This is a genomic window from Megasphaera intestinihominis, from assembly GCF_040096415.1.
Classification (GTDB): Bacteria; Bacillota; Negativicutes; order Veillonellales; family Megasphaeraceae; genus Megasphaera; species Megasphaera intestinihominis.
Genome location: NZ_JBBMEU010000002.1, coordinates 20316 through 44059 on the forward strand (window position 1 = coordinate 20316; position 23744 = coordinate 44059).

Genomic DNA, 23744 nt, shown 5'->3' on the forward strand with positions numbered 1-23744 from the left:
TCATGAAAAAGTTTCGCAGACTCGCCGTATTAGCTGGGTTAGCAGGTCTGATGGCTATGCCGGCCGCAGCTGCTGACGTATCGTACACGACGGTATTGAGCGGCAGCGTCGTCAGCGTAGCCCCTGTCGGTGCAGCCGTCAAAGAGGGAGATGTCCTGCTTACGGTGAATTCCCTGGCCGGTCCGATGCCGGCTGCCCGTTCTGACAAGGATGGCGTCGTCAAGACCGTCCTCGTTCAGCCGGGATCACAAGTGCAGCAAGGCGCCGTTGTCGTCGTGGTGGAAACGAAATGAGATATACCATGATGAAGAAAGTCTCCGCCTTGCGGCGTACGTTGGGCCGGGTCTGTCTGACCGCGGCCCTTTCCTGTATCCTGGCTCTTTCGGCACAGGCACAGGAGTTCATGAATGTCAGTGAAGTCCAGCCGGGGATGACGGGCTATGCCAAGACCGTCGTCCACGGTACGACTATTGATACCTTCCCCGTCGAAATCTTAGGGGTCATGAAGAACAGCGGCCCGTCAGGGGACTTGGTCCTGGCCAAGTTTTCCGGGCCCCTCATTGAAGAAACGGGTGGCATCGCTCAGGGCATGAGCGGCAGCCCGGTCTATATCAATGGCAAACTGCTCGGTGCCGTCGCTTACGGCTGGTCCTTTACCAATTCCCGCGTCGGCATGATTACGCCTATCAACGATATGATCAAGCTCTGGAATGTGCCGACGAGAGAAGAAATCCGGCCTTTCAACGCCCGCGAATCATCGCTCATCCCCATTGCGACGCCGCTCATGACGTCGGGCTTCGACAGCGTGTCGACAGCGTGGATGCAGAGCAAACTGCCGGGCTATAACTTCATGCCTGTCGATACGGCTTCGGCCAGCAGCGACAGCACGGCCCTGCCCCTGGAACCGGGCAGCAGCGTCGCCGCAGCCTTCGTCAACGGCGATATGAAGATGGGTGCCATCGGGACGGTCACTTACGTCGACAACGACCAGATCGTCGCCTTTGGCCATCCCTTCCTGAAAAAGGGCAGCATCAATTATTTCATGCACAATGCCTATATCTTTACAGTCGTCAATAACCTGTCCAGTTCCTTTAAGCTGGGCTCTATCGGTGCCGAAGTGGGCAAAATCACTCAGGACCGCGGCGCCGGCATCGGCGGCCAGTATGGCTATCTGGCACCGGGCATTCCCGTCGTCATCAAGGCCAGGGATACGGACACCGACACGGCCATGACCAAGCGCGTCAAGATCATCGAAGACAATGAACTGACTCCGGTCCTGGCGGCTACGACGGTGTACAATACGGTCAATAAGACCATCGACCGCACGGGCGGCGGCACGGCGACCTTGTCGTATACCATCCGCTCTTCCAATGGCCGTGATAAAGATATTACCCGGCACAATATGTATTATTCCGAAGATAACATCAATGAAAAGAGTATCGACGAGCTCTACAATGTACTGGATATCTTGAAACACAATGAGTTCATCGACTATCCTATCCTGGACATCAACATGTCCGTCGATATCACGCAGGCCTGCAAGTCGGCGACCATCGTCGATGCGTCGGCAGCGCCTGTCGTTGTCAGCCCGGGCGATACGGTCTATTTCAAGGTCAAGCTCCACCCGTACCGCGGTGTCGATGAAGTGAAGACCATGAGCTTCACCGTCCCCAAGAACCAGCCTCTCGGCGATATGGTCCTGGAAGTGCGCGGCGGCGGCGTCATTCCTCTGCCGTACCTCATCGAAAAACAGCGCTACAACCTGACTGACGAAATCGTCCAGCGCCTGCGCCATTATAAGGATTTCAATGAACTGAAGAAGGAAATCGAAAAAGAAGATGCCAACAATGACTTGGTCATCGAAATCCTCAGCCAGGGCGTCAGCATGATCAACGAAAGCGGCACGAAAGTGAAGAAGGAAAAGATCCGCGGCAAAGAACCGGGGACCAGCGCCAAGGATGTCATCAAACCGGGCAAGCACAACATCGGCGATGAAAATCCGAACGACGCCAAATCTTCCATTCCGACACCGTATATCGTCAAAGGCGACGGTCAGATCACCATCAAAGTCGTCACGCCGGAAAAACGCGACGCTTATTTGGCCAAGAACCACAACATCAACGAAGCGAAAGCCGTCATCGGTGAAGAAACCGACGGGTCCTCGCAGGATGATGAATTGGTCAAAGCCGATAAGAGCAGCGATGACAACAAGGATACAACCAAGAAAGATGACAAGGGAAGCGACAAGAAACCCGATAAAGGCCAGGATAAGAAATCGGCTGAACCGATCCGCACCGTCGATCTGGATATGTTCCACTAGCCGTTCGTAGGGGACGCCCAAAGGGCGTCCCGCAGGCCGTAGGCCGCATGTCGCAGTCAGCAGCTAGCCACTAGCCACTAACCACGAGCCACGAGCCACTAGCCACTAAACAGGCGCTGTCTTCATATGACAGCGCCTTTTCCCTTGCCATTTTTCGCATAAAATGCTATTATTTTAGCTGTAGAAAACTCAAATTGCAATTTTAGTTTTCCTTATTTTCTTTCTCACAATTTAGGCACAATTGAATACAGGTGTTTTACATCCATTTTTAATGATGGTACAATTGAATACAGGTGTTTTACATCCATTTTTAATGATGGTATAGTAAAGTAGTATGATACTTAAAGAAAGGACGGTCTTTCATGCAGGAAATTTTGGAAGGCATCGGCAGCTTTACGCTCCGTGTCTTTGAACAAGTCGGCGTCATTGCCATCCTCTTTGGCCAGACCCTGCGTCAGCTGCCAAAGATACAACGCCGCCTGACCCTTGCCCAGATGGCTCATCTCGGCGTTAATTCCCTGCCTATCGTCAGCCTGACCCTGCTCTTTGCCGGCATGGTCATGACCTTGCAGATCGTCGATATTCTCTTGCGCTATGGCGCCCAGTCGACGCTGGGCGGCGTCATGTCCGTCGCCATGGGCCGTGAATTAGGCCCTATTTTAACTGGCGTCGTCATGGCAGGCCGCGTCGGTGCAGCCATGACGGCTGAAATCGGGACCATGAAGGTCACGGAACAGATCGATGCCCTGCGCTGTATGGCCGTCAATCCCATTGCCTATCTCGTCGTACCGCGCTTTGTAGCCTGCGTCGTCATGGTGCCTATCCTGGCCTTTTACGGCTATGTCATCGGTACGGCCGGCGGCTACGGCGTGGCCACATTGGGCGCCGGGCTCACGCATTTCACCTATGTGAATTCCATCGAACTCTTTACGGAAGTCAGCGACGTCGTCTACGGCCTCATCAAGGCCATGTTCTTCGGCGGTATCATCGCCCTCGTCGCCTGCAATGAAGGCATGCATGCCCAGAGCGGGGCCGAAGGCGTCGGCCAGGCTACGACGAAGTCCGTCGTCACGTCGATTATTTTCATCTTTATCTGCAATTATATCTTATCGGTTCTATTGTATTGAGGAGTGCTATGATCCGTCTTCGCAATGTGACCGTCGCCTATGGCGACCGGGTCATACTAGACAACATCAATTTAGATATCCATCAGGGTGAAACCCTGGCCATCCTCGGTGCCAGCGGTTCAGGCAAGAGTACCATCCTGCGCCTGATCATCGGCCTGCAGAAGCCGACGAAAGGGCAGGTCTTCTTTCACGATGAAGACATTACTACCTTTGATGAGGAACAGCTGACGGCTGTGCGCCGTCATATGGGCATGGTCTTCCAGTATTCGGCCCTCTTCGATTCCATGACTGTCGGCGAAAACGTCGCCTTTGGCCTGCGCCAGCATACGAAAGACGATGAAGCGACGATCCAGCGCATCGTTGAGGAGAAACTCCACCTTGTCGGCCTGGAAGGCATCGAGGACATGATGCCCAACGATTTATCAGGCGGCATGAAGAAGCGCGTCAGCCTGGCCAGGGCCATTGCCCTGGACCCGCAGGTCATCCTCTACGATGAACCGACAGCCGGCCTGGACCCGCTGCGCTGTATGGATATCAACCGCCTGGTCGTCAGTATGCAGAAGCAGATCCATGCGACGTCGGTCATCGTCACCCACGATATGGACTCGGCCTTCTATGTCGCTGACCGCCTGGCTTATTTACAAGACGGGCGCTTCCGGCTCATTGCCGATAAGAAGACCTTTGCCCATACAGATGATGAGGAAGTGCAGCGCTTTATCCACGGCGGGCGTCTTCCAGAAGAAAGAGGGGATAGCCTATGAAGTGGAGTGCAGAAGCAAAAGTGGGATTGGTCACTATCGTCGGCGTCCTCTTATTTACCTTTGTCGTCCTGACCCTGGCTCATGCCGAAATCTTTGGTAAGCCCGGCTTTGTCGTCCATACGGAATTCAAGGATGCCAATGGCCTGCAAAAAGGGAATTCCGTCCGCTATGTCGGCGTCCACGTCGGTAAGGTTGAAAGTGTAAAACCGTCCCGCGATGGCGTCGATGTGGCCGTGAAACTGGAAAAAGGGACGGAAATCCCCCGCGATTCCAAAGTGACGATTACGACGGACGGCCTGCTCGGCGAAAAAATCGTGGCCATTACACCGGGGAATGACAAGAATCATCTTCTCGCTGATGGAGATTACATCGATGGCACACAGAGCAAGAACATGGATGACATGATGGATAGTGCCGGCAAGCTCATGGGCAGTGCTGACGATATGGTCAAGAATATCAATGCCATCATCGGCGATGAAAAGACGCAGGCCGCTATGCGCGGTTCCATCCAGCATATCGACGATATTACCGGCAAGACGAGCCAGATGATGGATGCCAATGCCGGCAATATCCAGCAGATTACGGCTAATATGGCAGCCATGACAGCTCAGATGAACGCGTCCATGCAGAACCTCGACGGCGATGGCGCGGCTTCAGCTAACGTCCGGGCCACGGCGGCCAACATGAAGCAGATCACCGACCGCTTCGAGATCATTGCCCAGTCGATGGAAAAGATGACGACGGATCCGCAGACCCAGGCCAATATTCAGACGGCGCTGAATAATACGGCCCAGATTACAACAAAAGTGAATAAGATACTCGGCGGCGCATCGGACATCAAAGTCCAGGGCGAAGCCGGACTCTTATATAATACGACGAAGAATGAGACCAGCGGCACTGTAAATTTTAAGGTGTACCGTGGCGATACGTTCGGCCTCGTCGGGGCAGAGAACATCGGCAACGGTACGAACCTCAACTTGCAGTACGGCCGCCGCGGCCGTCTGTTCGACACGCGGGCCGGACTGATCAACGGCGACCTCGGTGCCGGCTTGGACTTCTTCCGGGACGGGCCTTTCCGCTTGTCCCTGGAAGGCTATGATCCCGATGACTGGCGCTTCCGTTTGAAAGCCCAGTACCGCCTGGCGCCGGATCTCTATCTCTTCAGCCAGTTCACGCGGCCCATGAGTCGCAGTGACGGTGGCAATTATTATGGTATTAGTTACGCTTTTTAGCAGATTATAGAAATAAACGGGGGTACCCATGATGAACAACAAACTGTACAAGAAATTGGTCATCGCCATGATGATTACGACCATAAGCGCAGTCGCCGCCGCTTCGGCAGCGGATACGACGGCTTCTGTCCGTCCTGTCGACTTAGCGCAGGCCGATACGATCCAGTCCCGCGCCAAGGCGGAACAGCAGGAAATCAAGGCCGAAAAGGCCCAGCAGAAGAAAGCCGCCAAGGCCGAAGCCAAGGCCAAGAAGGCTGCCGACGCCGTCCGTCCTGTAGACATTACGCCGGAACTGCGCGAAGAACTGGCCCAGAAAATCGCCGACGATTCGGCGAAATTGGCCGATAAAGCCGCTGCCAAACGGGCAAAGACACAGGAAGTCGATCCGGTCATCATCATCGGCCGCGTGCCGACCAATGGCACTGTCGATTTGAACCTGCCCAAGACCGTTCAGATGGCTCTCGATTACAACCGGGATATCAAGAACTCCCAGTACGCCCTGAAGAAGGCTGAATACGCCATTAATCAAGCCCAGGCAGGCAAGAAGCCGACTGTCGATTACAACTTTGGTGCCCAGCGCAGCCGGGCTACGGATGCCGCTACGTATAGTCGTGCTGCCAGTCTTATGGGAGGTGCCAATAGTGTCAGCAATGCTTTTTCCAATGGCATTTCTGTAAACATTCCGCTGTATACTGGCGGTCTCGTTGAAGGCCAGATTGACGTGGCTAAATTAGGCAAGACCAACACTCAGGAAGAAATCCTGCGCGTCGAACAGGCGACGAAATATTCGGCTATCCAGGGCTATTATGCCCTCCTGGCTTATCAGGAACTGCAAGGCGTCTACCATGAAGCCGTCGACAACCTCCAGGGCCACTTGGATAACGTCCAGGCTCAGTACAACGTCGGCACCAAGGCCCGAGTCGACGTCCTCTCGTCCGATGTCTCCCTGGCCAACGCCAAGACGACGGCCATTACGGCAGATAACAACGTCGCCGTTGCCGAATCGAACTTGAACAACATCCTCGGCCTGCCCTTGGAAACGAAGCTCAATCTGGCCGACCATCAGCTTCCCTTCGATACGTACAACATTTCCCTTCAGGAAGCGACGGACTACGCCATGAAATATCGGCCGGAAGTCCTCCAGGCAGCCATTGCCGTCCAGGAAGCGGAACGCAATATCGACATTGCCGATGCCGGCAATAAACCGACAGTAGCTATTACGGGCGGCAATGATTGGGCCGATAATACCTTCCCTGGCATCGATGCCAATAAGCGCAGCTGGAAAGTAGCTGCTGGCGTCACCTATAATTTCTATGACGGCGGCGCGACCAAGGCTAAAGTCAACCAGGCCAAACAGGACCTCCTCGTCGCCCGTGAAACGGAACAGAAGACCCGCGAAGCCGTCCAGCTGGAAGTCAAGCAGGCCTACCTCAACATCCGCAGTGCCGCCCAGAAGGTCGAAGAAACGCAGACTGTCGTCGACCAGGCCCGTGAAAATTATCGTATCCAGAATATCCGTTACCAGGCCGGCGTCGGCATCAACCTGGACGTCCTCGATGCCCAGCTGAGCCTCAACGAAGCCCAGGTCAACCACATCCAGGCCCTGTACGACTACAACGTCGGCATTGCCAAACTGGAACAGGTCATGGGCGTCGATGTCGAATCGGGTGTCATCCATCCGTCTTTGACGGCGACGACATATCGGGGATAAACAGGACTTAAAGAGATGATGACAGGTTTTTAACAATTTACAAGGGAAATATCCTATTTGTCATCTATTTCTTGATTTTCCTCAACTCCATAGGTAGAATAAAGAGAGAATTGTAACGTGCAATTCTCTCTTTTTTTGTATGCGGAGCTCGATTATGAAGAAAAAATGGATGGCTGCCTGTGGCGTCACGGCCTTTTTCCTGTCAGCAGGGATTGCCCTGTGGATGGAAAAACCGGCTCTGACCCAGATGGCTGGCCAGGCGATTACGACAACTGCAAACAGTAAATTGAACGGGACCTTGTCGTTTTCTTCACTGGATATATCCCTGAACGGCCAGCTGGTCATGGCTAAGCCGGTCATTAAAGATGCACAAGGGCGGGTCGTCATCGAAGGCGATGCCGTCCGGGTTTATGTCAACCCCGGCAAGATCATGACGGCTCTAAGGCAGGGCGAAATCCTGCAGGCCCTGGATACGGCCGATGTCGACGACCCCGTCCTGCATCTTTGGCAGAATGAAGACGATGGCACGTGGAATGTGGCGTCGCTCATCAAGAAGAATCAGAGTACGACCGATGCCGGGTTCCGCGGGGCCATCAATGTTCACAACGGGACTATCGACGCCCAATTACCGGACAGCACGGTCGTCACCGGAGAAAATGTCAACGGCAGCGTGGCCTTTGCCGACTATCCGTCGCTGGCCATCGATGCGTCCATGACCGTCGATGGGCAAAAGGTGACGGCTCACGGAAGGTATGCCTCGAACCGCCAGTATGATTTCACCGTCAGCGCCGACGCCGTCAACGGGACTTATGCGTCGTCATTCATCCCGTCGTCGGCCGATGTCGTCATCCGCAGCGGGACCGTCGAAAACGTCAAAGTACGCGTCGCGGACAGCCACAACGGCTTTTTCCTGTCCGGCCAGGCCGACGTATCTGACGGCCACGTCACCGTCCAGGGCCTCGAGGTAGACGGCCTGAAAGGCCATGCGGCCCTGACGAGCAAAGATATTACCTTATCGGACGTCGAAGGCCGTGTCAACGGCCAGGACTTCCGCGTCGGCGGGACTATCGTGACCAACGGCGACACGCCGGTATTCAACCTGAACGTCGACGTCCCGGGAGCCGACGTGACGGCCTTTGCCGATTATCTGCCCGTTGCTATCAGCGGGACAGCCGGTTTCAAAGGGACGGTCTGGGGGACGGTACAGGACGTGAATGCCCGCGGTACAGCGTCTCTGCACGATATGACTTATAACGGCTATACCGTCGATGAAGCCCAGGTAGATTTGATTTACAGTCAGAACCGGATCGATATCGATTCCCTGACGGCCCAGGCCTATGGCGCTTCCCTGAGCGGGAAGGGCGTCTATGACATCCAGAGCGGTGCCTATGAAGCCGATGCCGACGTAGACGGACTGGACCTCTCGGCCGTGCCCGGCGTGCCCGTGGCCGTCATGGGGAGTCTGTCGGCGTCACTCCACGCAGCCGGCAACAGTACGGATAACTCAATCATGGCGACAGGCCACGTGACGGCAGGGGACCTGTCTTATAATGGCCTGACTGTCGACTCGGCAGCCGGCGATGTGGCCTATGATGGCCACGTCGTGACCTTGCGCAGCGGTCACGCTGACCTGGCAGGCGGCAGTATCGACGTCAGCGGTTCTTATGAAGTGGACAGCCAGACGCCGCACTTGACCTTTACCGGCCATGACCTGCCCCTCGACGCCGCCTCGCCTTTCGTGTCCCTCCCCATGGATGGAACGGCTGATTTGTCCGGCCACGTCGAAGGGCAGCAGTGGGATGTGGCCTTCAATGCCCGCAGCGGCCAGATCAAAGGCGTCCCCTTCGACAGCATCGACGGGACGGCCCGGGGACAGGGCAGCCGCATCGAAATCCCGGCCCTCTATTGGCGCCGCGGTGATGGGACCCACACCCTGCGCGGCCAGGCGGACCTGGATGCCCGGACGATACAGGCATCGCTGACGACGGCGCATATGCGCATCGAACAGCTCCTGCCGGCTATCGGCAAGGCAGACCTGCCGCTCACTGGCTGGGCCGATAATACGATTACCCTCAGCGGCAGCCTGGATAATCCGACGGCTTCCGGCTCGTTCCGCCTGACCAGCGGATCCTATGCAGGCTACCTCTATAAGAATGTCAGCGCCGATTACCGCCTGGATAATGGGACAGTCTATCTCTCGAACGGCGATATTTCTTCCTACACGGCATCCCTGGCCCTGTCCGGTTCCATCGGCGATATGCTCAACCTCGATTTGACCGGGAAGAACGTCGATATTTCCCGCCTGGTACCGCAGAACAAGACGCCGCGCAGCGGATCTTTCGACGTCCAGGCCCATATCGGCGGCAGCCTGGACAATCCGACGGCAGCCGGTTCACTGACGGCGGCCAATCTGGTCATCAACCACATGGCCCTGAACAATATCCACGGCGATTTTGCCTATTATGACAATATGCTGCGCCTGACGGACCTTCATTTCGCCCAGCTCGGCGGGACGTATGACGGCAATTTATTGTATAATACGAAATCGTCCCTCCTGCGGGGCCAGGCGACGGTCGTCAACGGCGACATTGCCGGCCTGCTCAAGGTCGCGGCCCTGCCGGTACAGGATATTGCCGGCAAGCTGAATGGCCAGGTCGACATCAGCGGCACAGGTGACAACCCGACGGTCTCCATGAAGGGGACCATCAGTGACGCTTCTTTCGGCGGCCAGGCCGTCGAACCGGCTGACATCGACGTCCAGATGGAAAATGGCGTCGTCACCATCAACAAGATGGCCCTGAACATCGGCAGCGGCGTCCTGGCTGCCCAGGGGACGTATGCCCTGCACGGTCCGGTGAAATTGTCCGTCGCTGCCAAGCAGTTCCCGGCCAAGGCCCTGACCGACGTTCTGGGACATAAAGACTTCGTCGTCGATGCGCCTATCGACTTTGCCGCTGACCTGAGCGGTACAGGCGATGACCTCCAGGCCGACGTATCGGCCCAGCTGGGAAGCGGCACGGCCAACGGCATTTCCTTTACGGGCGCTTATGCCCTGTTCAACATCCGCAACGGACTGATCACTTTGCAGCAGGCCAGCGGCAGCCGCGACCCCTATAAGGTCAGCGCACACGGTACCATTCCCGTCAGCGCCTTGTCTGGCGGCAAGACCGGCGAATCCATGGACCTTTCGCTGCAGCTCGATAACGCCGGCCTCGATGTCCTGACTTTCCTGACGCCTTACGTCACCGAAGCCGACGGTACCATCCAGGGGGCCGTCAAAATCGGCGGAACCCTGGATGCACCGACGGTCAACGGCGATATTGCCGTCAAGAACGGCACCATCAAGTTCAAGGACACGGCTTATCCCCTGGCCAACATCAATGCTGACCTGGCCTTCAAAGGCCGTTCGGCCGTCCTCAGCGGCAGCGGTACTATGGATAAGAAAGGGAAGAAGAATCCCGGCAGCATCAGCCTTGACGGCAAAGCCGCCTGGAGTGGCCGCAGCTTAGATTCGTATTCCCTGGCGGCTGATTTTTCTGGCCTCTATCTGAACTGCCCCTATTATGACGGTCCCATCACGGGCTATGTCAACGTCACGCCTGGCGACGGGCGGCCTAAAGTGAGCGGCCTCATGCAGGTCGACAATACGACTGTCGACATTCCCCTGGCTCTGGCCAGCAGCAGTGAAGGGCCCGATTTGGACCTGGATTTCACCCTGACCCTGGGCAACAAGGTCCGTCTGTACAATCCGGCTCTGTACGACTTGATGGTCAATGGGTCGGTCACCTTCCAGGGCAACCTCAATCATCCCCATCCGTCGGGCCGCTTTGAAGCGACGCGGGGGACCGTCCATTATTTGGACACCAATTTCCGCGTGACCAAGGCTAAGGCCGATTTCTCACGGTATGATTCCTTCCTGCCCTATGTCGACGCTGAAGGCTTCAGCCGCGTCGGCCAGTACAATGTCATGCTGACCCTGCGCGGTCAGGCGGACAACATGGACCTCATGCTCCGCTCCGACCCGCCCCTGACGAAGCAGCAGATCGTATCGCTCATTACCCTGCGCAACAGCGGCGGCCGCCCCCAGAGCTCCCTCAGCGAGGAAGATATGGACAGCCTCCTCGGATCGGGCATCCGCATGACCCTGAACAGCCTGGGCCTTACACATAGCCTGGAAAAGGCCTTGTCTCTAGATATGCTCACCGTCACCAACGGCTCGCTGAACCTCAATGATAAGAATACCGATGTGGGCCGCAACTATTACAACATTGAAATGGGGAAATACCTGTTCAACGACTTCATGGTCACGGCAGCCTTCGGCATCAACCACGGCGACGACCGCTTCGGCTTCATGTATGACCTGGGCAGCAAGTTCAGCGTCAACGCCTGGACGTCCGACGACGACAGTTTCATCGGCGGTGTCTATAAGTATTCGTTTTGATTCCGTATATGGGGTCATGCCGTTGCATCCGGGGATTGATGGCAGGACGCCATACATACAGGAATAACGGGAAGGAAACATGTCCTGAAGCGGGCTTGCCACGTGCAAGCCCCTACAGATGGGACACAGGCCCATCCCTGTATATGTGTGGATACGCCATTGCCTTTGTAGGGGCGCCCACGTGGGGCGCCCGTCCCTATATATGTGTGAATTCCATTTGAATGAAAAGGTGGTGAAAGGCCATGTTAGACGATTATCTGAAAGAACTACAGCATATCACCCTGCTCCAGCCCGACGAAGAACGGGCCCTGTGGCAGGCCTATAAGGACGAGGGGAATCTGGAGGCCCGCAGCCGCCTCATCGAGCAGTACCAGCCCTTGGTCTTCAAAGAGGCCATGCGCTGGCACATCCATCGCGACATCCTGTCCGACGCCCTGCAGGAAGGGACACTGGGCCTCATCGAAGCCGTGGAACGCTATGATTACCGCCGTGGCGTGGCCTTCCCGCTCTTTGCCGTCCACCGCATCCGCGGGGCCATCCTGGACTATCTGAAGCGCGAAGGCGCCGTCAGCGCCGTATCCCTTGACGAACCGGATGAACGGGGCGTGACGTTGCAGGATACGCTCTGCGATGAGCGCCAGGACCCTGTCGAAGCCACGAGCCGCCAGCTGTTGCTGGAAAAGGTCGGCCACGTCTTGAAAAGGCTGCCCGAAAAGGAACAGGCCGTCGTCGAAGGCGTGTACCTGAACGACGTGGAGCAGAAGCACCTGGCCAAGAGCCTGGACGTCAGCCTGCCTTACGTCTACCGCCTGCAGAAACGGGGCATCCGCCGCGTGCGCGGCATGCTCAGCCGGTTCATCCATGAGAGCCGCCACTAAAATTTTTTTACACTTTCTTAAAATTGACCCGTTTTTAGGTGAAAATAATCGAAAAATGCTGTAAAATATAGATTATGGCATGTTTTTGCGCCTTTTTGCCGGTATAAATTCATACGGCCTTTGCCGATTTTATAAGAGTATTCGTCTAGGCAGAAAGGAGAAGGCTGTATGAAACATTCCCAACGCGATACAGTTCACCGGGTCCGGGCCGTCCGGTCCTGGCTGGAAAAGGCCGAAGCCTCGTTTGATGAAGAGTCCGATATCAAGGGCGAACTCAATCTGATGCTGGCCGAAGCGGAAATGAAGAATTTGCGCAAACACCATCCAGTCAGCAGGAACTGGCTGCGGGCCGGTGCCATGGTCACGTCCTTCTTCCTGGCGCTGGGCGGCTGGTATGCCTTCCGCCTGACCGGGCCGGAAGAACGGCCACCGGCCGTCGAGGCCGTCGTCCAGGAGACGGCGGCAGGGAATGAAGCGGACCGGGACCCGGTGGATACGGCTGCGCCTGTGGCCGAGCCGGTCCCGGCAGGCAGCGTGCAGCCCCCTGTCCAGGAAGGACCAGCACCGGTGGCAGCATCTGCGCCGCCAGCAGCTCCTGCCGGAGACGAACCGCCTGTGCAGCCAGCCGCGACGGCTGCAGCCGTACCGGAACCGCCAGCAGCGGCTCCGGTACGGGTGGCAAGGAAGGCAGTCTTGTCGGACCGCCAGATACAAGCTACTGTACAAGAAGCACGTCATACCTTGCGCGGTACAGGTATTACGAAATAGATAATGGAGGATTTTTATGAATATGCGGAAGAAAAAACTTCTCGCCCTGATGGTAACCAGTGCGATGATGACGTGCCCTGTTTGGGCTGATGATACGACAGCGGCAACAGGTTATGAGTCGTCGGGCAGCCAGACGGTTACATCTGGCTCGGCAGCTGCTCCGGCGGATGACCAGAAAACAGCTGTCAATACGGTCGTAACCTCGCCCAATGATGAAACGACAGCCGATGCCATGAAAGCGGCTAAATCGGGCCTGACGGGCTATGAAACGGCAGAAGAACTGGCCGCCATTGCGGCTGGTAAGAGTCCGGCTGCAGTTCAGCAGGAAACAGCAGAAGCCGTCCACAAGGAAAATGAAATCCTCAACCCGGCTCCTGTCGATACGACGCCGCAGATTACGGGCGACAAAGTCAGCTACATGAGCGGTACCAGCGACATGCAGTTTGATACGTCCATCCCCGGCTATCCCCTGGCCGTCATCCAGGCCGGCCAGGACGTGGTCCTGCCTTATGGGGAAGCCGTTACCGATGCCGACTTGAAACCCTATGTCGACAAGGTAGCCACTTCCGTTACGGTCGGCCCCGTACCGGAAGCCCAGATTGAACAGAAACTCCTACCGCAGCTGGCCATGCGCGTCGGCGATGCCGTCAACATGGACTACATCCGTCACGACCTCAACGTCATCGGGGCGACGGGCCTGTTCTCGACGGTCAAGCCGTCCTTTACGACTGTACCGGAAGGCGTTTCCCTGAACTATACGGTCCAGATGAATCCGGTCGTCAAGAAAATCGACATCGTCGGCAACGAATCCCTCAGTACAGGTGATTTGATGAAACTCGTCGCCACGACGCCGGGCACGACGCTCAACACCGCCGTCGTCAGCCACGACGTAGCCAATATCAACACGGCCTTTGCCAATGCCGGTTATATGATGAGCCGCGTCTCCGATGTCCGCCTCGACGACGAAGGCGTTTTGCACATTGCCATTTCTGAACCGCGCATCGAAAATATCAATCTCCGCGGCAATACCAAGACCAAGAATAAGGTCATCATGCGTGAACTGCGCATGAAGAAGGGCGATATCTTCAACAAGAACGCTGCCAGCCGCAGTATCCAACGTGTTTACAACACGGGCTATTTTGAAGACGTCAACGTCCGCCTCCTGCCGGGCCAGCGCAATCCCAAAGACGTCATCGTTGAAATCGACGTCACCGAACAGAAGACCGGTTCGGTCACCATCGGTGCCGGCTACTCCGATTCGGACGGCCTGGTCGGCATCCTCGGCCTGGCTGAAACGAACCTGCGCGGTACGGGCGACAAGGCCAATATCAGCTGGGAATTCGGCGGCAACACGGATAGCAACAAGAACTACATCTTCTCGTATACCCATCCGTACCTCAACGATGCCGGCGACTCCATCGGCTTCAGCATCTTCGACCGCGAATCGGAATACGACGATTATGATGAAAAGGGCAATTCCGTCGCTGAATATGACCGCCGGACCAATGGCTTCAACGTCACGTACGGCCGTGTCCGCAGCGAATACGTCAGCGACTACGTCACTTTGGAAACAAAGCGGACGAAATACACCGATCACGATAGCGGGTTTAACTATAGAAACGATGCAAAAGACCCTGATAATAAAGGATATGATTTTGCGGGAATGGATTACTTGGGTAAGAACTTCGGCCGCACCAATAGCCTGACCTGGTCCCACGTCTTCGATAACCGCGACAACGTCTACGACCCGACGAAAGGCAAGCGCCTGTCCTTTACGGGCACCTGGGCTGGCCACGGCATGGGCGGCGACTTCGACTACTTCAAATTCATCGCCGAAAACCGCCTGTACTATAAAGTTGGCCGGGCCCACGTCATCGCCGTCCGCCTCATGGGTGGTATCGCCACCGGTGATATGCCCTACAACGACCTGTTCACCCTCGGCGGTGCCGACAACCTGCGCGGCTATGAAGACGATGAATTCCGCGGCAACAAGATGTACGAAGCGACCGTCGAATACCGCTATCCCATTGCCAAGAAGATCCAGGGCGTCGTCTTTACCGACGTGGGCAATGCCTGGGGTGGCGTAGAAAACATCCCCTGGTACCATGAAAACAATAAACTCCATTATTCCGGTGGTATCGGCTTCCGCATCACCACGCCGATCGGGCCTATCCGCCTGGATTACGGCGTAGGCCAGGATGGCGGCAAGTTCCACTTCAGCTTTGGCGGTAAGTTCTAAGACGATGAAAGGTCGTGGATGATGAAGATCCGCACTTATTTATTGACTGTCTTTGCCGTCTGTGCTAGTCTTAGTAGTGCTACAGCAGCATCGGTAGACCAAGTGACGGTCCATGTCGCCTCCGTAGAGGAGGCGATTCCGCCATTAGTCGAGAAACGCATTGCTGCCAGCATCCAAACTGTAGGGAACCACATATTCCTCAACCACGACAGCGGGGAAATCGTCAGCCGTCATGAAGAATACGAGCGAACCGTCAACGATATCATCAACCGCGTCCTCATAGGCTATACGGTGGAATCCCTTGCCATCCATCCCGGCAGCCGGACGGACCTGGATGTGCGCATCCGCCCCTGGGGCGATACGATCCGCAAAGTCCACTTTGTTATCGACTACGGCGCTCTGCCGGCGATGGGCCAGGCCCTGGTCGATAAGGACCTGGAACACGCCGGGGATATGGCTGAGAGCCTGCTCACGGGACTGCCCGTCGATGCCCTGGATTGGGCTAACGGCGCCGTCAAGTCGGTCCTGGAGAATGAACTGGAAGACCGGGTGCCGGAATTCTATCCGCACATCGTCATCCACGGCGGGCCCGAGACAGACGTCACGGTCTATATGCTGCCCAAGCTGCCTGTCGTGCGCAACGTCCGCGTCGCCATCAAGGGCGATGATGTGCCCAAGGTCATCTTCCTCAGCGCCCGCAACCATCTGGAACGGGACTACGCCGGACTGGACGGCCTGCCTGTCGCCTTCGTTAAGCGCCATGAGCGGGACATCGCCGCAGCCTTGCAGGAAGACGTCCAGCGTCAGTGGGTCGTCAAGAACTACGGCCTTCACGTGACGCCGTCCTTGTCGCTCGGTGAGGATACGACCATCGACCTTACGTCGAAGACGGCTTTTTATGACATCCGCGGCGGAGCCTATATCGACGCCGCCCGTGACCACAGCAGCGACGAAGATACGGTCCTCATGGCCCATCTGGGCCGCAAGATCGGCAGTCATCACGAAATCTACGGCGCCGTCAAGTTCATGCCGTCTTCGCTGGACTGGAATTTCATTCCCGGCTACTTTTACCGCTTTGCCGGCAGAACACAGGCGGGATACCAGTTCGAGAGCCTCGACGACAGCCAGCACCTGTGGCTGCGCCAGCCCTTAGGCGGGCGGTGGACCTTGCGCTACGACCGGGACCTGACGCATGACGATTCCGAAGTCGGCCTGCACTATCGCGTCGATGATTATGTCGGTTTGGAATATATCGTGTCCGACCACGATGCTTGGCTCCGGATTATCGGTTATTTGTAATACAAAAGGAGAAGTTTTATTATGATGTCTGAAATAGGTAAGAAACGCAATATCAAGATTTTTTCGGCTGTTATCGCAGCTATCTTCGTCTTCAGTGTCGCCGGCCTGGCTATCATGCAGACGGGCAACCCTGTCAATGCGGCTCCGTCGAGCAACATCGGCGTCGTCGATACGAGCAAGATCATCACTCCTGATAATCAGGACGCCGTTGCGGCACAGAAACAGCTCCAGCAGGCTGGCGAAGACATGCAGAAACAGTTTGAACAGCAGTCGGCCGGCATGGACGACCAGCAGAAACAGCAGCTCTTCCAGAAGATGCAGGGCGAACTGGCTACGAAACGCCAGGAAATCTTCAAAGGCATCAAAGATAAAGTCGACACGGCTGTCAGCGATGTTGCCAAGACCAAAGGCCTCAGCCTCGTCGTCGACAAGAGCGTCGTCCTCTATGGCGGTACGGATATTACCGACCAGGTCGCTAAAGAACTGAACAAGAACTCTGGTTCCAGCAGCTCCGACAGCAGCGCCAACAGCTCCAGCAGTTCGGACAGCTCCAGCAGCAGTAACCAGTAAGGAGTCTTTATGAAACGGATATATGCGGCAGCCGGTGCCGCGGTCCTCATGGTCTGTCTCCTCGCCGGCTGGTGGTTCTTCAGCCACCGCAGCCAGCCGGCCCCGTCGACAGCTGCGACGCCGGTCTATGCCTATGCAGACCTGGAACACGTCGTCATGAGCCACCCGCGTTATAGCGAGTATCACCATTTAGAACTGGAATACAACGCTATGGTTGCCCAATATCAGTTTGAACAGTGGAACTATTCCCAGAAAGCTGCTGCCGAAGGGACGTCGGTCCAGAATTTTGCCGCTGCCGACGCCGCAGGTACGGCAGCCCTCGACCAGGAACTGCAGGCCAAAGTCGCCCTCAAGGAGAACGAGCTCAACAACCGGCTGAAACAGCGGTATGATTCGCTCGTCCAGGAAAAGAAGAAGACGACGCCTGTCATTTCCCAGGCCGACACGTTGAAAATCGTCAATCTCCAGTTGAAGCTGAAGACCCTGTCCCTGTCTAAAGAAGAACGGGCAGCGACAGAGGAACAGCTCCAAACCTTGCTCAAAGGTAGCCAGGCTGACGTCCAGGTGACCAACCGGACAGCCGATGAAATCGCGGCCCTCATGGCACCGGATAAGGCCCAGGCCAAGAAAGAGCTCGATGACTACGCCCAGCAGGTCAAGAAAGACCTGGAAGGACGCAAGGCAGACAACCAGCAGGTCTTCCAGCAGCAGCTGGGCGTCTTGCAGGACCGGCCGGAACCGGCTGTGTGGAACAAGGAATGGAAAGATAAACTCGATGCAAAAGAAAAAGAAATGAAAGATGTGAAAGACGCCATTATGGCAGATATCCGCGATAAAGCCGCCGATGTCGCCCAGGAACAGGGCTTTGAGATGATCTTCGCCAACTACGAAGGCATCGGCACGGCTACGGATGTTACCGATGATATTATTGCCAAGTTGGCATAACAGGAGGCTTTTAGCAATGAAAAAAGTTTGGAAGCGCTTAGGAATCGTCGCCGCAATGCTGGCCCTGACGGGTATGCTCGCCGGCTGTGGCGGAAAAGATAATGTAGGCGTCGTCGACATGTCGCGCGTACAGAAAGAAGCGCCCCTGGTCCAGCAGTATAAACAGAAGACCGAAGATAAACAGAAATCCATCGAAAAGGAATTGCAGGACGCACAGCAGTCCATGTCGGCTGAAGATTTCCAGAAGAAACAGCAGCAGGCCCAGCAGGAACTCAATATTTTCGGCGCCAGCATGCAGCGTCAGTTCATGTCGGACATCCAGAGCAAGTTAGGCGACATCGCCAAGGATAAAAATGTCGGCATCATCGTCGTCAAAGAAGCCGTTCCTTCCGGCGGCATCGACGTAACCGACGATTTAATTGCCAAATTGCAGTAAAAAAAGGGGTTGTATATCGTGAAGAAAACAGTACAGGAATTAGCAGTATTGCTGGGCGGCACGGTCATCGGCAAGGGTGACGCCGTCATTGAAGACGTGAAAGGCCTGGCCGAAGCCGGTCTGCAGGACATTACCTTTGCCGTCGATCCGTATACGGAATATTTGCCGCAGGTCCATGCCGGTGCCGTCATTGTCGAAAAAGAAGTTCCTGCCGGAGATAATACGCTCGTCGTCGTAGAAAATCCCCGCCTGGCTTTTTCCCAGCTCCTCGTGCTGTTTCATCCCCGCCAGTCGGTCACGCCGGGCATCCATCCGACAGCCATCATCGACGGCAGCGCCTCTATCGGCGAAGACGTAGCCATCATGCCTTATGCCGTCATCGGCAAGAACGTCGAAATCGGCAAGGGCTCGACGATTTATCCCTACGTCTTTTTAGGCGATAATGTCAAGATCGGCGAAGGTTCGGTCCTCTATCCCGGTGCCGTCATCCACGAAAACTGCGTCCTCGGAAAGAACGCCGTCATCCGGGCTCACGCCGTCATCGGCGGCGAAGGCTTCGGCTTTGCTACGGAAAAGGGCAAGCATACGCGGATCCCGCAGATCGGCAACGTCACCCTCGGCGACGATGTCGAAATCGGCGCCTGCACGTGTCTCGATAATGCAACCCTGGGTTCGACGAAAGTCGGCAGGGGGACGAAAATCGACAACCTCGTCCATCTCGGCCACAACGTCGAAATCGGTGAAGACTGTTTCCTCATCGCCCAGACGGGCATCGCTGGCAGCACCAAAGCCGGCAATCACGTCATCTTTGCCGGTCAGACCGGCTGCACTGGCCACATCACCATTGGCGACAATGCCGTCTTTGCCGGCAAATCGGGCATTACGGGCAATGTCAAGGGCAACCAGGTCTATGCCGGGTTCCCCATCCGGCCTCACATGGAATGGAGCCGTACCCAGGTCTACCTGAAACACCTGCCGGAAATGGCCAAGACCGTCAAAGCCTTGCAGAAAAAAATCGCTGAACTGGAAAAGAAATTAGAACAACAGTAAGAGGATTTGCCTATGTACACCTTTATGAAATGTCTGAGCTGGATCATCTGCCACATTCCAGAAGGCTGTCGCCGGGCCCTAGGCACCTTTTTAGGTGCCTTTTTCTGGACTTTCGTTCCCAAGAAGCGCAAGGTCCTGGCCCAGCAGCAGATTTTGGACTGCGGTCTGACCGATGATCCGGAAAAGGCCATGGCCATCGCCAAGGCCAGTACGGTCCGGTTCGGGCCCATGATCATCGAAGTCCTGTCGTATCCGCGCTATACGAAGGAGATGCTCGACGAAAAGATTACCTGGCACGGCAAGGAATACCTGGACGAACTCAAAGCCAGCGGCGAAGGGGCCGTCTTCATGGCATCCCATGCCGGCAACTGGGAACTCCTGGGAGCTGTCCTGGCCATGAATGGCTATCCCCTCATCTCCGTTGCTCAGGAACAGAACAGCAAGAGCGCCGATACCTTCATCAACGAGTACCGGGCCATGATGAAGCAGCACGTCACTTACAAGACGGGCATCCGCGACATGGTCCGCTTCCTCCGCGACGGCCACTACATCGGCCTGCTCATGGACCAGGACCCGGGCTATACCGGCATCATGGTCAAACTCTTTGGCATGGACACCCTGACGGCTGACGGACCGGCCAAGATGGCCGGCATCGCCAATTACCCCATCGTGTCGACCTTCATCCACGAAGACCGGCCGTACCACCACGTCGTCGAAGTCCTGCCGCCCATCAAGCCGTACACAGCGGACCACAAGCTCTCGAAAGAGGAAAAGAACCGCATCATGTACGAAACGACACAGGAACTCAACGACCGCCTGGAAGCCCATATCCGCAAGTATCCAGAAGACTGGTTCTGGCTGCACAATCGCTGGAAATGGACTAAACGGTATAAAATAAAACAAGCTGAAAAGGGGGCTGGCGTATGAAGGCTTATGTCATCATGCGTAGTCACTATTACTTCGTAGTTTGTAGTTCGGAGTTTGCAGTTTGTAGAAAATGGCTCTAAATTTAAAACCATTCACTAAAAACTACAAACTGCAAACTTAATACTCAAAAAGAGGCTGTCTTCAGGGACAGCCTCTTTTTTGCCTTACAATCCACGACAAATGGGGCGAAAAATGCTATGATTAAGGAAAGACATTCTTCACTTAGGAGGGACGATCGTGAATATTTTCTTATATCTCATCGCTATCATCTGTTTTGCCGTTCCCAGTTATAACTGGTTCGCTACGGGTCATCTGTCCGGGACGTTCAGTCTCGTCTTCGGCGTCTTCATCCTCTACTGGATTCACCGCCGCAATAAGAAGAAGTTCAAGCCGGAACTGGAATTTTCCAGCGGCAACGAAGAAGTGGACAAGCTGAACGACGAGCTCTTCAGCAAAGCCGTCGATGATTTCAACGCCATTGAAAAAGAAATGAAGCACGTCGATGACGACGAACTGCGGAAACAGCTGCGCAAGATGCAGGGCATTGCCAAGAATTTCCTGACCTACTTGCAGCAGCATCCAGAACGGATGAGCCTGGCCCGGCGCTTCGTCGATTATTACCAGGACCGGGCCCTGCTCCTGGTCCGCAAGTACCAGGAGCTGGAAAAGACGGGCCTTGAAGCGCAGGAAGTGCAGCAGTCGAAATGGGAGATCAAGCAGCTCCTGGATAAGTTCGACGAAGCCTATGAAGACCAGTTCTCCAAGGTCCTCAATGCCCAGCTCATGGACCTCGACGCCGAAATGAAGGTCATGAAGCAGAACATGGCCGCTGACGGCATCCAGACGGAACCGCCCAAGGTGGAACCGCAGGCCAAGCGCAGTGATGACCTGGTCGGGACGATCATCGATTTAGCCGACCAGTTCTTGAATACAAAAAGAAAGTAGGTAGATACTATGGCCGATATCAATTTGAATGACCTTTTAGAGAAAAAGCAGGCCGACAGCCAGAAAGCCCTGCCAGCCGTCGATGAAAAGCACGAAGTAGCTCATTTCAATGCCCAGGTCGAAAGCCTGACGCCGGAAGAACGGCAGCAGGTCGACACCATCAAGGATGCCATCGACCTGGTCAATTCCAACGCCATCGTCCAGTACGGCAGCGCCGCCCAGAAAAATATCGCCACCTTTTCGGACAGCGTCTTGTCGACGGTCAAGAGTACGGACCCGGCCGCAGCCGGTGACCTGCTCAACGACCTGGTCAAGCGGGTCAAGTCCTTTGAAGACGAAAACGACGAGGACCAGGGCTTCCTGGCCAGCCTGCCCGTCGTCGGCTCGCTGTTCAAGAAAAAAGAAGCCCTGACCCAGTCCTATACGACGCTGGCCGCCCAGATCGACAAGATACAGGCCGGCCTGGACAGCCAGAAAATGACCCTCATGAAGGACATTGCCATGTTCGACGGCCTCTACGATAAGAACCTGGAATACTTCAAACAGCTCCAGCTCTACATCCAGGCTGGCGAAGAAAAGATACAGGAACTGAACTTGACGACGATTCCCAAACTGGAAGCCCAGGCTCAGGTTTCAGATAATCCCATGGCCGTCCAGGTCGTCCAGGATTTCAAGAATTCCGTCAGCCGCTTTGAAAAGAAGGTCCACGACCTGAAAATCAGCAAGACCATTGCCATCCAGACGGCACCGCAGATCCGCATCATCCAGAACAACGACAAGATCCTCGTCGACCGCATCCAGAGTGCCATTTACAACACCATCCCCTTGTGGAAGAACCAGATGGTCCTGGCCCTGGGGCTGGGGCGGCAGAAAGAAGCCCTGGAAATGCAGCAGGCTGTGTCTAATACGACCAATGAACTGCTCAAGCGCAACGCCGCCATGCTCAAGCAGAATTCCCACGATACGGCCGTCGAAAATGAACGGGCCATCGTCGATATCGAAACGGTCAAGCAGGTCAATGAAGATTTGATCAGCACCATCGAAGATACGCTGCGCATCCAGCAGGAAGGACGGCAGAAGCGGCAGGCCGCCGAAGCCGAACTGGTCCAGATCGAAGACCGCCTGCGGGAAGCCCTGTTAAAAGGCGCCGGCCACAACTAGAAACTGCAAACTACAGACTACAAACTACGGACTATCCCTTAGAGCCAGCCGAATTTTTTGCAGGCTTCCAGGATGCCGCCCTTATCGTTGTCGCCCGTGACGTAGTCGGCATGGGCTTTCAGCTCATCCCGGCCGTTGCCCATGGCGATGGAGAAGAAGGGCTTGCGGAACATGGAAATGTCGTTCATGCCGTCGCCGAAGACGACAGCATCTTCCGGGCGGCCGCCGACGAGGTCCAGCATACGCAGGATGCCGCGGCTCTTGTCGGTCGGTTCGATGAGGTACGTGTGGTCGATGTATTCCAGGTGGGGCAGGCCGTATGTCGGCGGTTCGTCTTCGAGGCGCTGGGGCCGGGCGTACATGATTTTATAGACGGCCGTCAGATTTTCGATGGGGACCGGGCGGATGACGGTTTCCATGTAATTGCGCGGGTCGTCGTGGGGGAAATCAGCATACGGTGTATAGCGGTTGATGGTATTGTCCGTGACGACGGCCCAGGGATAGTGGCGGTCCGTCAGGTCGCGCAGCAGGGCTTTGCAGTTCTCCAGGGGCAGGCCGGTCATTTTCAGGATTTTCCCGTCCAGGGACAGGCTGTTGCCGCCATCGGCGACGACGGCCGGTATGCCGTAGCGGTCGGCAAAGGTCTGTGTATCGTGCTGCAGGCGGCCCGATGCGATGGCGATGAAATGGCCTTTCTGGACGAGGCGGCGCAGGCAGTACAGCGTGTCTGCCGGGATGATGCTGGAGATCCCCAGGCCCAGGGTCCCGTCGATATCAAAGAAAAAGTATTTTTTCGTCATGAGTCTATCCTTTCTCGGAAAATTAAGAAACTTCTTTATTATAGCATATATAAATTTCTCCCAAAATCCCCTTTTGCCATTGACAGAAGGGGTCCTTTTTTTACATAATAAAGTGAATGTCTATTTATTTTCGA

19 protein-coding genes are annotated in these 23744 nt (G+C 55.7%); 18 read left to right on the forward strand and 1 reads right to left on the reverse strand.

The genetic code is table 11. The features are described from left to right. Positions 1 to 2: 2 nt before the first annotated feature. The 18 genes from WMO23_RS00595 to WMO23_RS00680 all read left to right on the forward strand — a co-directional run bounded on the left by WMO23_RS00595 (position 3) and on the right by WMO23_RS00680 (position 22810). A complete protein-coding gene (locus tag WMO23_RS00595; protein WP_020309663.1) occupies positions 3 to 293 on the forward strand; it encodes a hypothetical protein in 291 nt (96 codons plus the stop codon). Between the two features lie 11 nt (positions 294 to 304). Then, a complete protein-coding gene (locus tag WMO23_RS00600) occupies positions 305 to 2320 on the forward strand; it encodes a SpoIVB peptidase S55 domain-containing protein (RefSeq protein WP_292299461.1) in 2016 nt (671 codons plus the stop codon). 362 nt (positions 2321 to 2682) lie between these two features. Beyond that, positions 2683 to 3447, forward strand: a complete 765-nt coding sequence (locus WMO23_RS00605) for an MlaE family ABC transporter permease (protein ID WP_292107609.1) — start codon at positions 2683 to 2685, stop codon at positions 3445 to 3447. 8 nt (positions 3448 to 3455) lie between these two features. Further along, positions 3456 to 4208, forward strand: a complete 753-nt coding sequence (locus WMO23_RS00610; protein WP_020309660.1) for an ABC transporter ATP-binding protein — start codon at positions 3456 to 3458, stop codon at positions 4206 to 4208. After that, positions 4205 to 5440, forward strand: a complete 1236-nt coding sequence (locus WMO23_RS00615; RefSeq protein ID WP_349173017.1) for an MlaD family protein — start codon at positions 4205 to 4207, stop codon at positions 5438 to 5440. The genes WMO23_RS00610 and WMO23_RS00615 overlap by 4 nt, the downstream gene beginning before the upstream one ends. Positions 5441 to 5468: 28 nt before the next feature. Next, complete coding sequence (locus WMO23_RS00620) at positions 5469 to 7151, forward strand: TolC family protein (RefSeq protein ID WP_292107615.1); 1683 nt, start codon at positions 5469 to 5471, stop codon at positions 7149 to 7151. Positions 7152 to 7305: 154 nt separating this feature from the next. Continuing rightward, positions 7306 to 11592 carry a translocation/assembly module TamB domain-containing protein gene (locus WMO23_RS00625; protein ID WP_349173019.1) on the forward strand — a complete coding sequence of 1429 codons (4287 nt, stop codon included), beginning with the start codon at positions 7306 to 7308 and terminating at the stop codon, positions 11590 to 11592. Between the two features lie 242 nt (positions 11593 to 11834). After that, positions 11835 to 12470 carry a sigma-70 family RNA polymerase sigma factor gene (locus WMO23_RS00630; protein ID WP_292107619.1) on the forward strand — a complete coding sequence of 212 codons (636 nt, stop codon included), beginning with the start codon at positions 11835 to 11837 and terminating at the stop codon, positions 12468 to 12470. Positions 12471 to 12638: 168 nt separating this feature from the next. Then, positions 12639 to 13238, forward strand: a complete 600-nt coding sequence (locus WMO23_RS00635) for a hypothetical protein (RefSeq protein WP_020309654.1) — start codon at positions 12639 to 12641, stop codon at positions 13236 to 13238. Positions 13239 to 13254: 16 nt separating this feature from the next. Further along, a complete protein-coding gene (locus tag WMO23_RS00640) occupies positions 13255 to 15477 on the forward strand; it encodes a BamA/OMP85 family outer membrane protein (RefSeq protein ID WP_020309653.1) in 2223 nt (740 codons plus the stop codon). Positions 15478 to 15495: 18 nt separating this feature from the next. After that, entirely contained in the window at positions 15496 to 16776 is a 1281-nt protein-coding gene (locus WMO23_RS00645) for a hypothetical protein (protein WP_239639535.1), read from the forward strand. Positions 16777 to 16797: 21 nt separating this feature from the next. Further along, positions 16798 to 17346 carry an OmpH/Skp family outer membrane protein gene (locus tag WMO23_RS00650; protein ID WP_020309651.1) on the forward strand — a complete coding sequence of 183 codons (549 nt, stop codon included), beginning with the start codon at positions 16798 to 16800 and terminating at the stop codon, positions 17344 to 17346. Between the two features lie 9 nt (positions 17347 to 17355). Continuing rightward, a complete protein-coding gene (locus WMO23_RS00655; protein WP_020309650.1) occupies positions 17356 to 18291 on the forward strand; it encodes a hypothetical protein in 936 nt (311 codons plus the stop codon). Positions 18292 to 18307: 16 nt separating this feature from the next. Further along, positions 18308 to 18727 carry an OmpH family outer membrane protein gene (locus tag WMO23_RS00660; protein WP_020309649.1) on the forward strand — a complete coding sequence of 140 codons (420 nt, stop codon included), beginning with the start codon at positions 18308 to 18310 and terminating at the stop codon, positions 18725 to 18727. Positions 18728 to 18745: 18 nt separating this feature from the next. Next, on the forward strand, positions 18746 to 19777 hold the full coding sequence (gene lpxD, locus WMO23_RS00665) for a UDP-3-O-(3-hydroxymyristoyl)glucosamine N-acyltransferase (RefSeq protein WP_020309648.1): 1032 nt from the start codon (positions 18746 to 18748) through the stop codon (positions 19775 to 19777). A 12-nt stretch (positions 19778 to 19789) separates the two neighbouring features. Then, positions 19790 to 20704, forward strand: coding sequence for a lysophospholipid acyltransferase family protein (locus WMO23_RS00670; protein ID WP_020309647.1), 915 nt, complete (start codon positions 19790 to 19792; stop codon positions 20702 to 20704). Between the two features lie 234 nt (positions 20705 to 20938). After that, positions 20939 to 21649 (forward strand): 5-bromo-4-chloroindolyl phosphate hydrolysis family protein, encoded by a 711-nt coding sequence (locus tag WMO23_RS00675; RefSeq protein ID WP_256378943.1) that lies wholly within the window; start codon positions 20939 to 20941, stop codon positions 21647 to 21649. A gap of 9 nt (positions 21650 to 21658) precedes the next feature. Then, positions 21659 to 22810 (forward strand): toxic anion resistance protein, encoded by a 1152-nt coding sequence (locus WMO23_RS00680; protein WP_020309645.1) that lies wholly within the window; start codon positions 21659 to 21661, stop codon positions 22808 to 22810. Positions 22811 to 22848: 38 nt separating this feature from the next. Here the strand turns inward: WMO23_RS00680 and WMO23_RS00685 are convergent, their stop codons facing one another. Next, entirely contained in the window at positions 22849 to 23610 is a 762-nt protein-coding gene (locus WMO23_RS00685; protein WP_020309644.1) for an HAD family hydrolase, read from the reverse strand. Between the last annotated feature and the right edge of the window lie 134 nt (positions 23611 to 23744).

What these genes read in the sequence shown, in the direction of transcription:
- WMO23_RS00595 (WP_020309663.1), top strand. Translation starts at nt 3, where the DNA reads ATGAAAAAGTTTCGCAGACTCGCCGTATTAGCTGGGTTAGCAGGTCTG.
- WMO23_RS00600 (WP_292299461.1), top strand. Translation starts at nt 305, where the DNA reads ATGAAGAAAGTCTCCGCCTTGCGGCGTACGTTGGGCCGGGTCTGTCTG.
- WMO23_RS00605 (WP_292107609.1), top strand. Translation starts at nt 2,683, where the DNA reads ATGCAGGAAATTTTGGAAGGCATCGGCAGCTTTACGCTCCGTGTCTTT.
- WMO23_RS00610 (WP_020309660.1), top strand. Translation starts at nt 3,456, where the DNA reads ATGATCCGTCTTCGCAATGTGACCGTCGCCTATGGCGACCGGGTCATA.
- WMO23_RS00615 (WP_349173017.1), top strand. Translation starts at nt 4,205, where the DNA reads ATGAAGTGGAGTGCAGAAGCAAAAGTGGGATTGGTCACTATCGTCGGC.
- WMO23_RS00620 (WP_292107615.1), top strand. Translation starts at nt 5,469, where the DNA reads ATGATGAACAACAAACTGTACAAGAAATTGGTCATCGCCATGATGATT.
- WMO23_RS00625 (WP_349173019.1), top strand. Translation starts at nt 7,306, where the DNA reads ATGAAGAAAAAATGGATGGCTGCCTGTGGCGTCACGGCCTTTTTCCTG.
- WMO23_RS00630 (WP_292107619.1), top strand. Translation starts at nt 11,835, where the DNA reads ATGTTAGACGATTATCTGAAAGAACTACAGCATATCACCCTGCTCCAG.
- WMO23_RS00635 (WP_020309654.1), top strand. Translation starts at nt 12,639, where the DNA reads ATGAAACATTCCCAACGCGATACAGTTCACCGGGTCCGGGCCGTCCGG.
- WMO23_RS00640 (WP_020309653.1), top strand. Translation starts at nt 13,255, where the DNA reads ATGAATATGCGGAAGAAAAAACTTCTCGCCCTGATGGTAACCAGTGCG.
- WMO23_RS00645 (WP_239639535.1), top strand. Translation starts at nt 15,496, where the DNA reads ATGATGAAGATCCGCACTTATTTATTGACTGTCTTTGCCGTCTGTGCT.
- WMO23_RS00650 (WP_020309651.1), top strand. Translation starts at nt 16,798, where the DNA reads ATGATGTCTGAAATAGGTAAGAAACGCAATATCAAGATTTTTTCGGCT.
- WMO23_RS00655 (WP_020309650.1), top strand. Translation starts at nt 17,356, where the DNA reads ATGAAACGGATATATGCGGCAGCCGGTGCCGCGGTCCTCATGGTCTGT.
- WMO23_RS00660 (WP_020309649.1), top strand. Translation starts at nt 18,308, where the DNA reads ATGAAAAAAGTTTGGAAGCGCTTAGGAATCGTCGCCGCAATGCTGGCC.
- WMO23_RS00670 (WP_020309647.1), top strand. Translation starts at nt 19,790, where the DNA reads ATGTACACCTTTATGAAATGTCTGAGCTGGATCATCTGCCACATTCCA.
- WMO23_RS00680 (WP_020309645.1), top strand. Translation starts at nt 21,659, where the DNA reads ATGGCCGATATCAATTTGAATGACCTTTTAGAGAAAAAGCAGGCCGAC.
- WMO23_RS00685 (WP_020309644.1), bottom strand. Translation starts at nt 23,610, where the DNA reads ATGACGAAAAAATACTTTTTCTTTGATATCGACGGGACCCTGGGCCTG.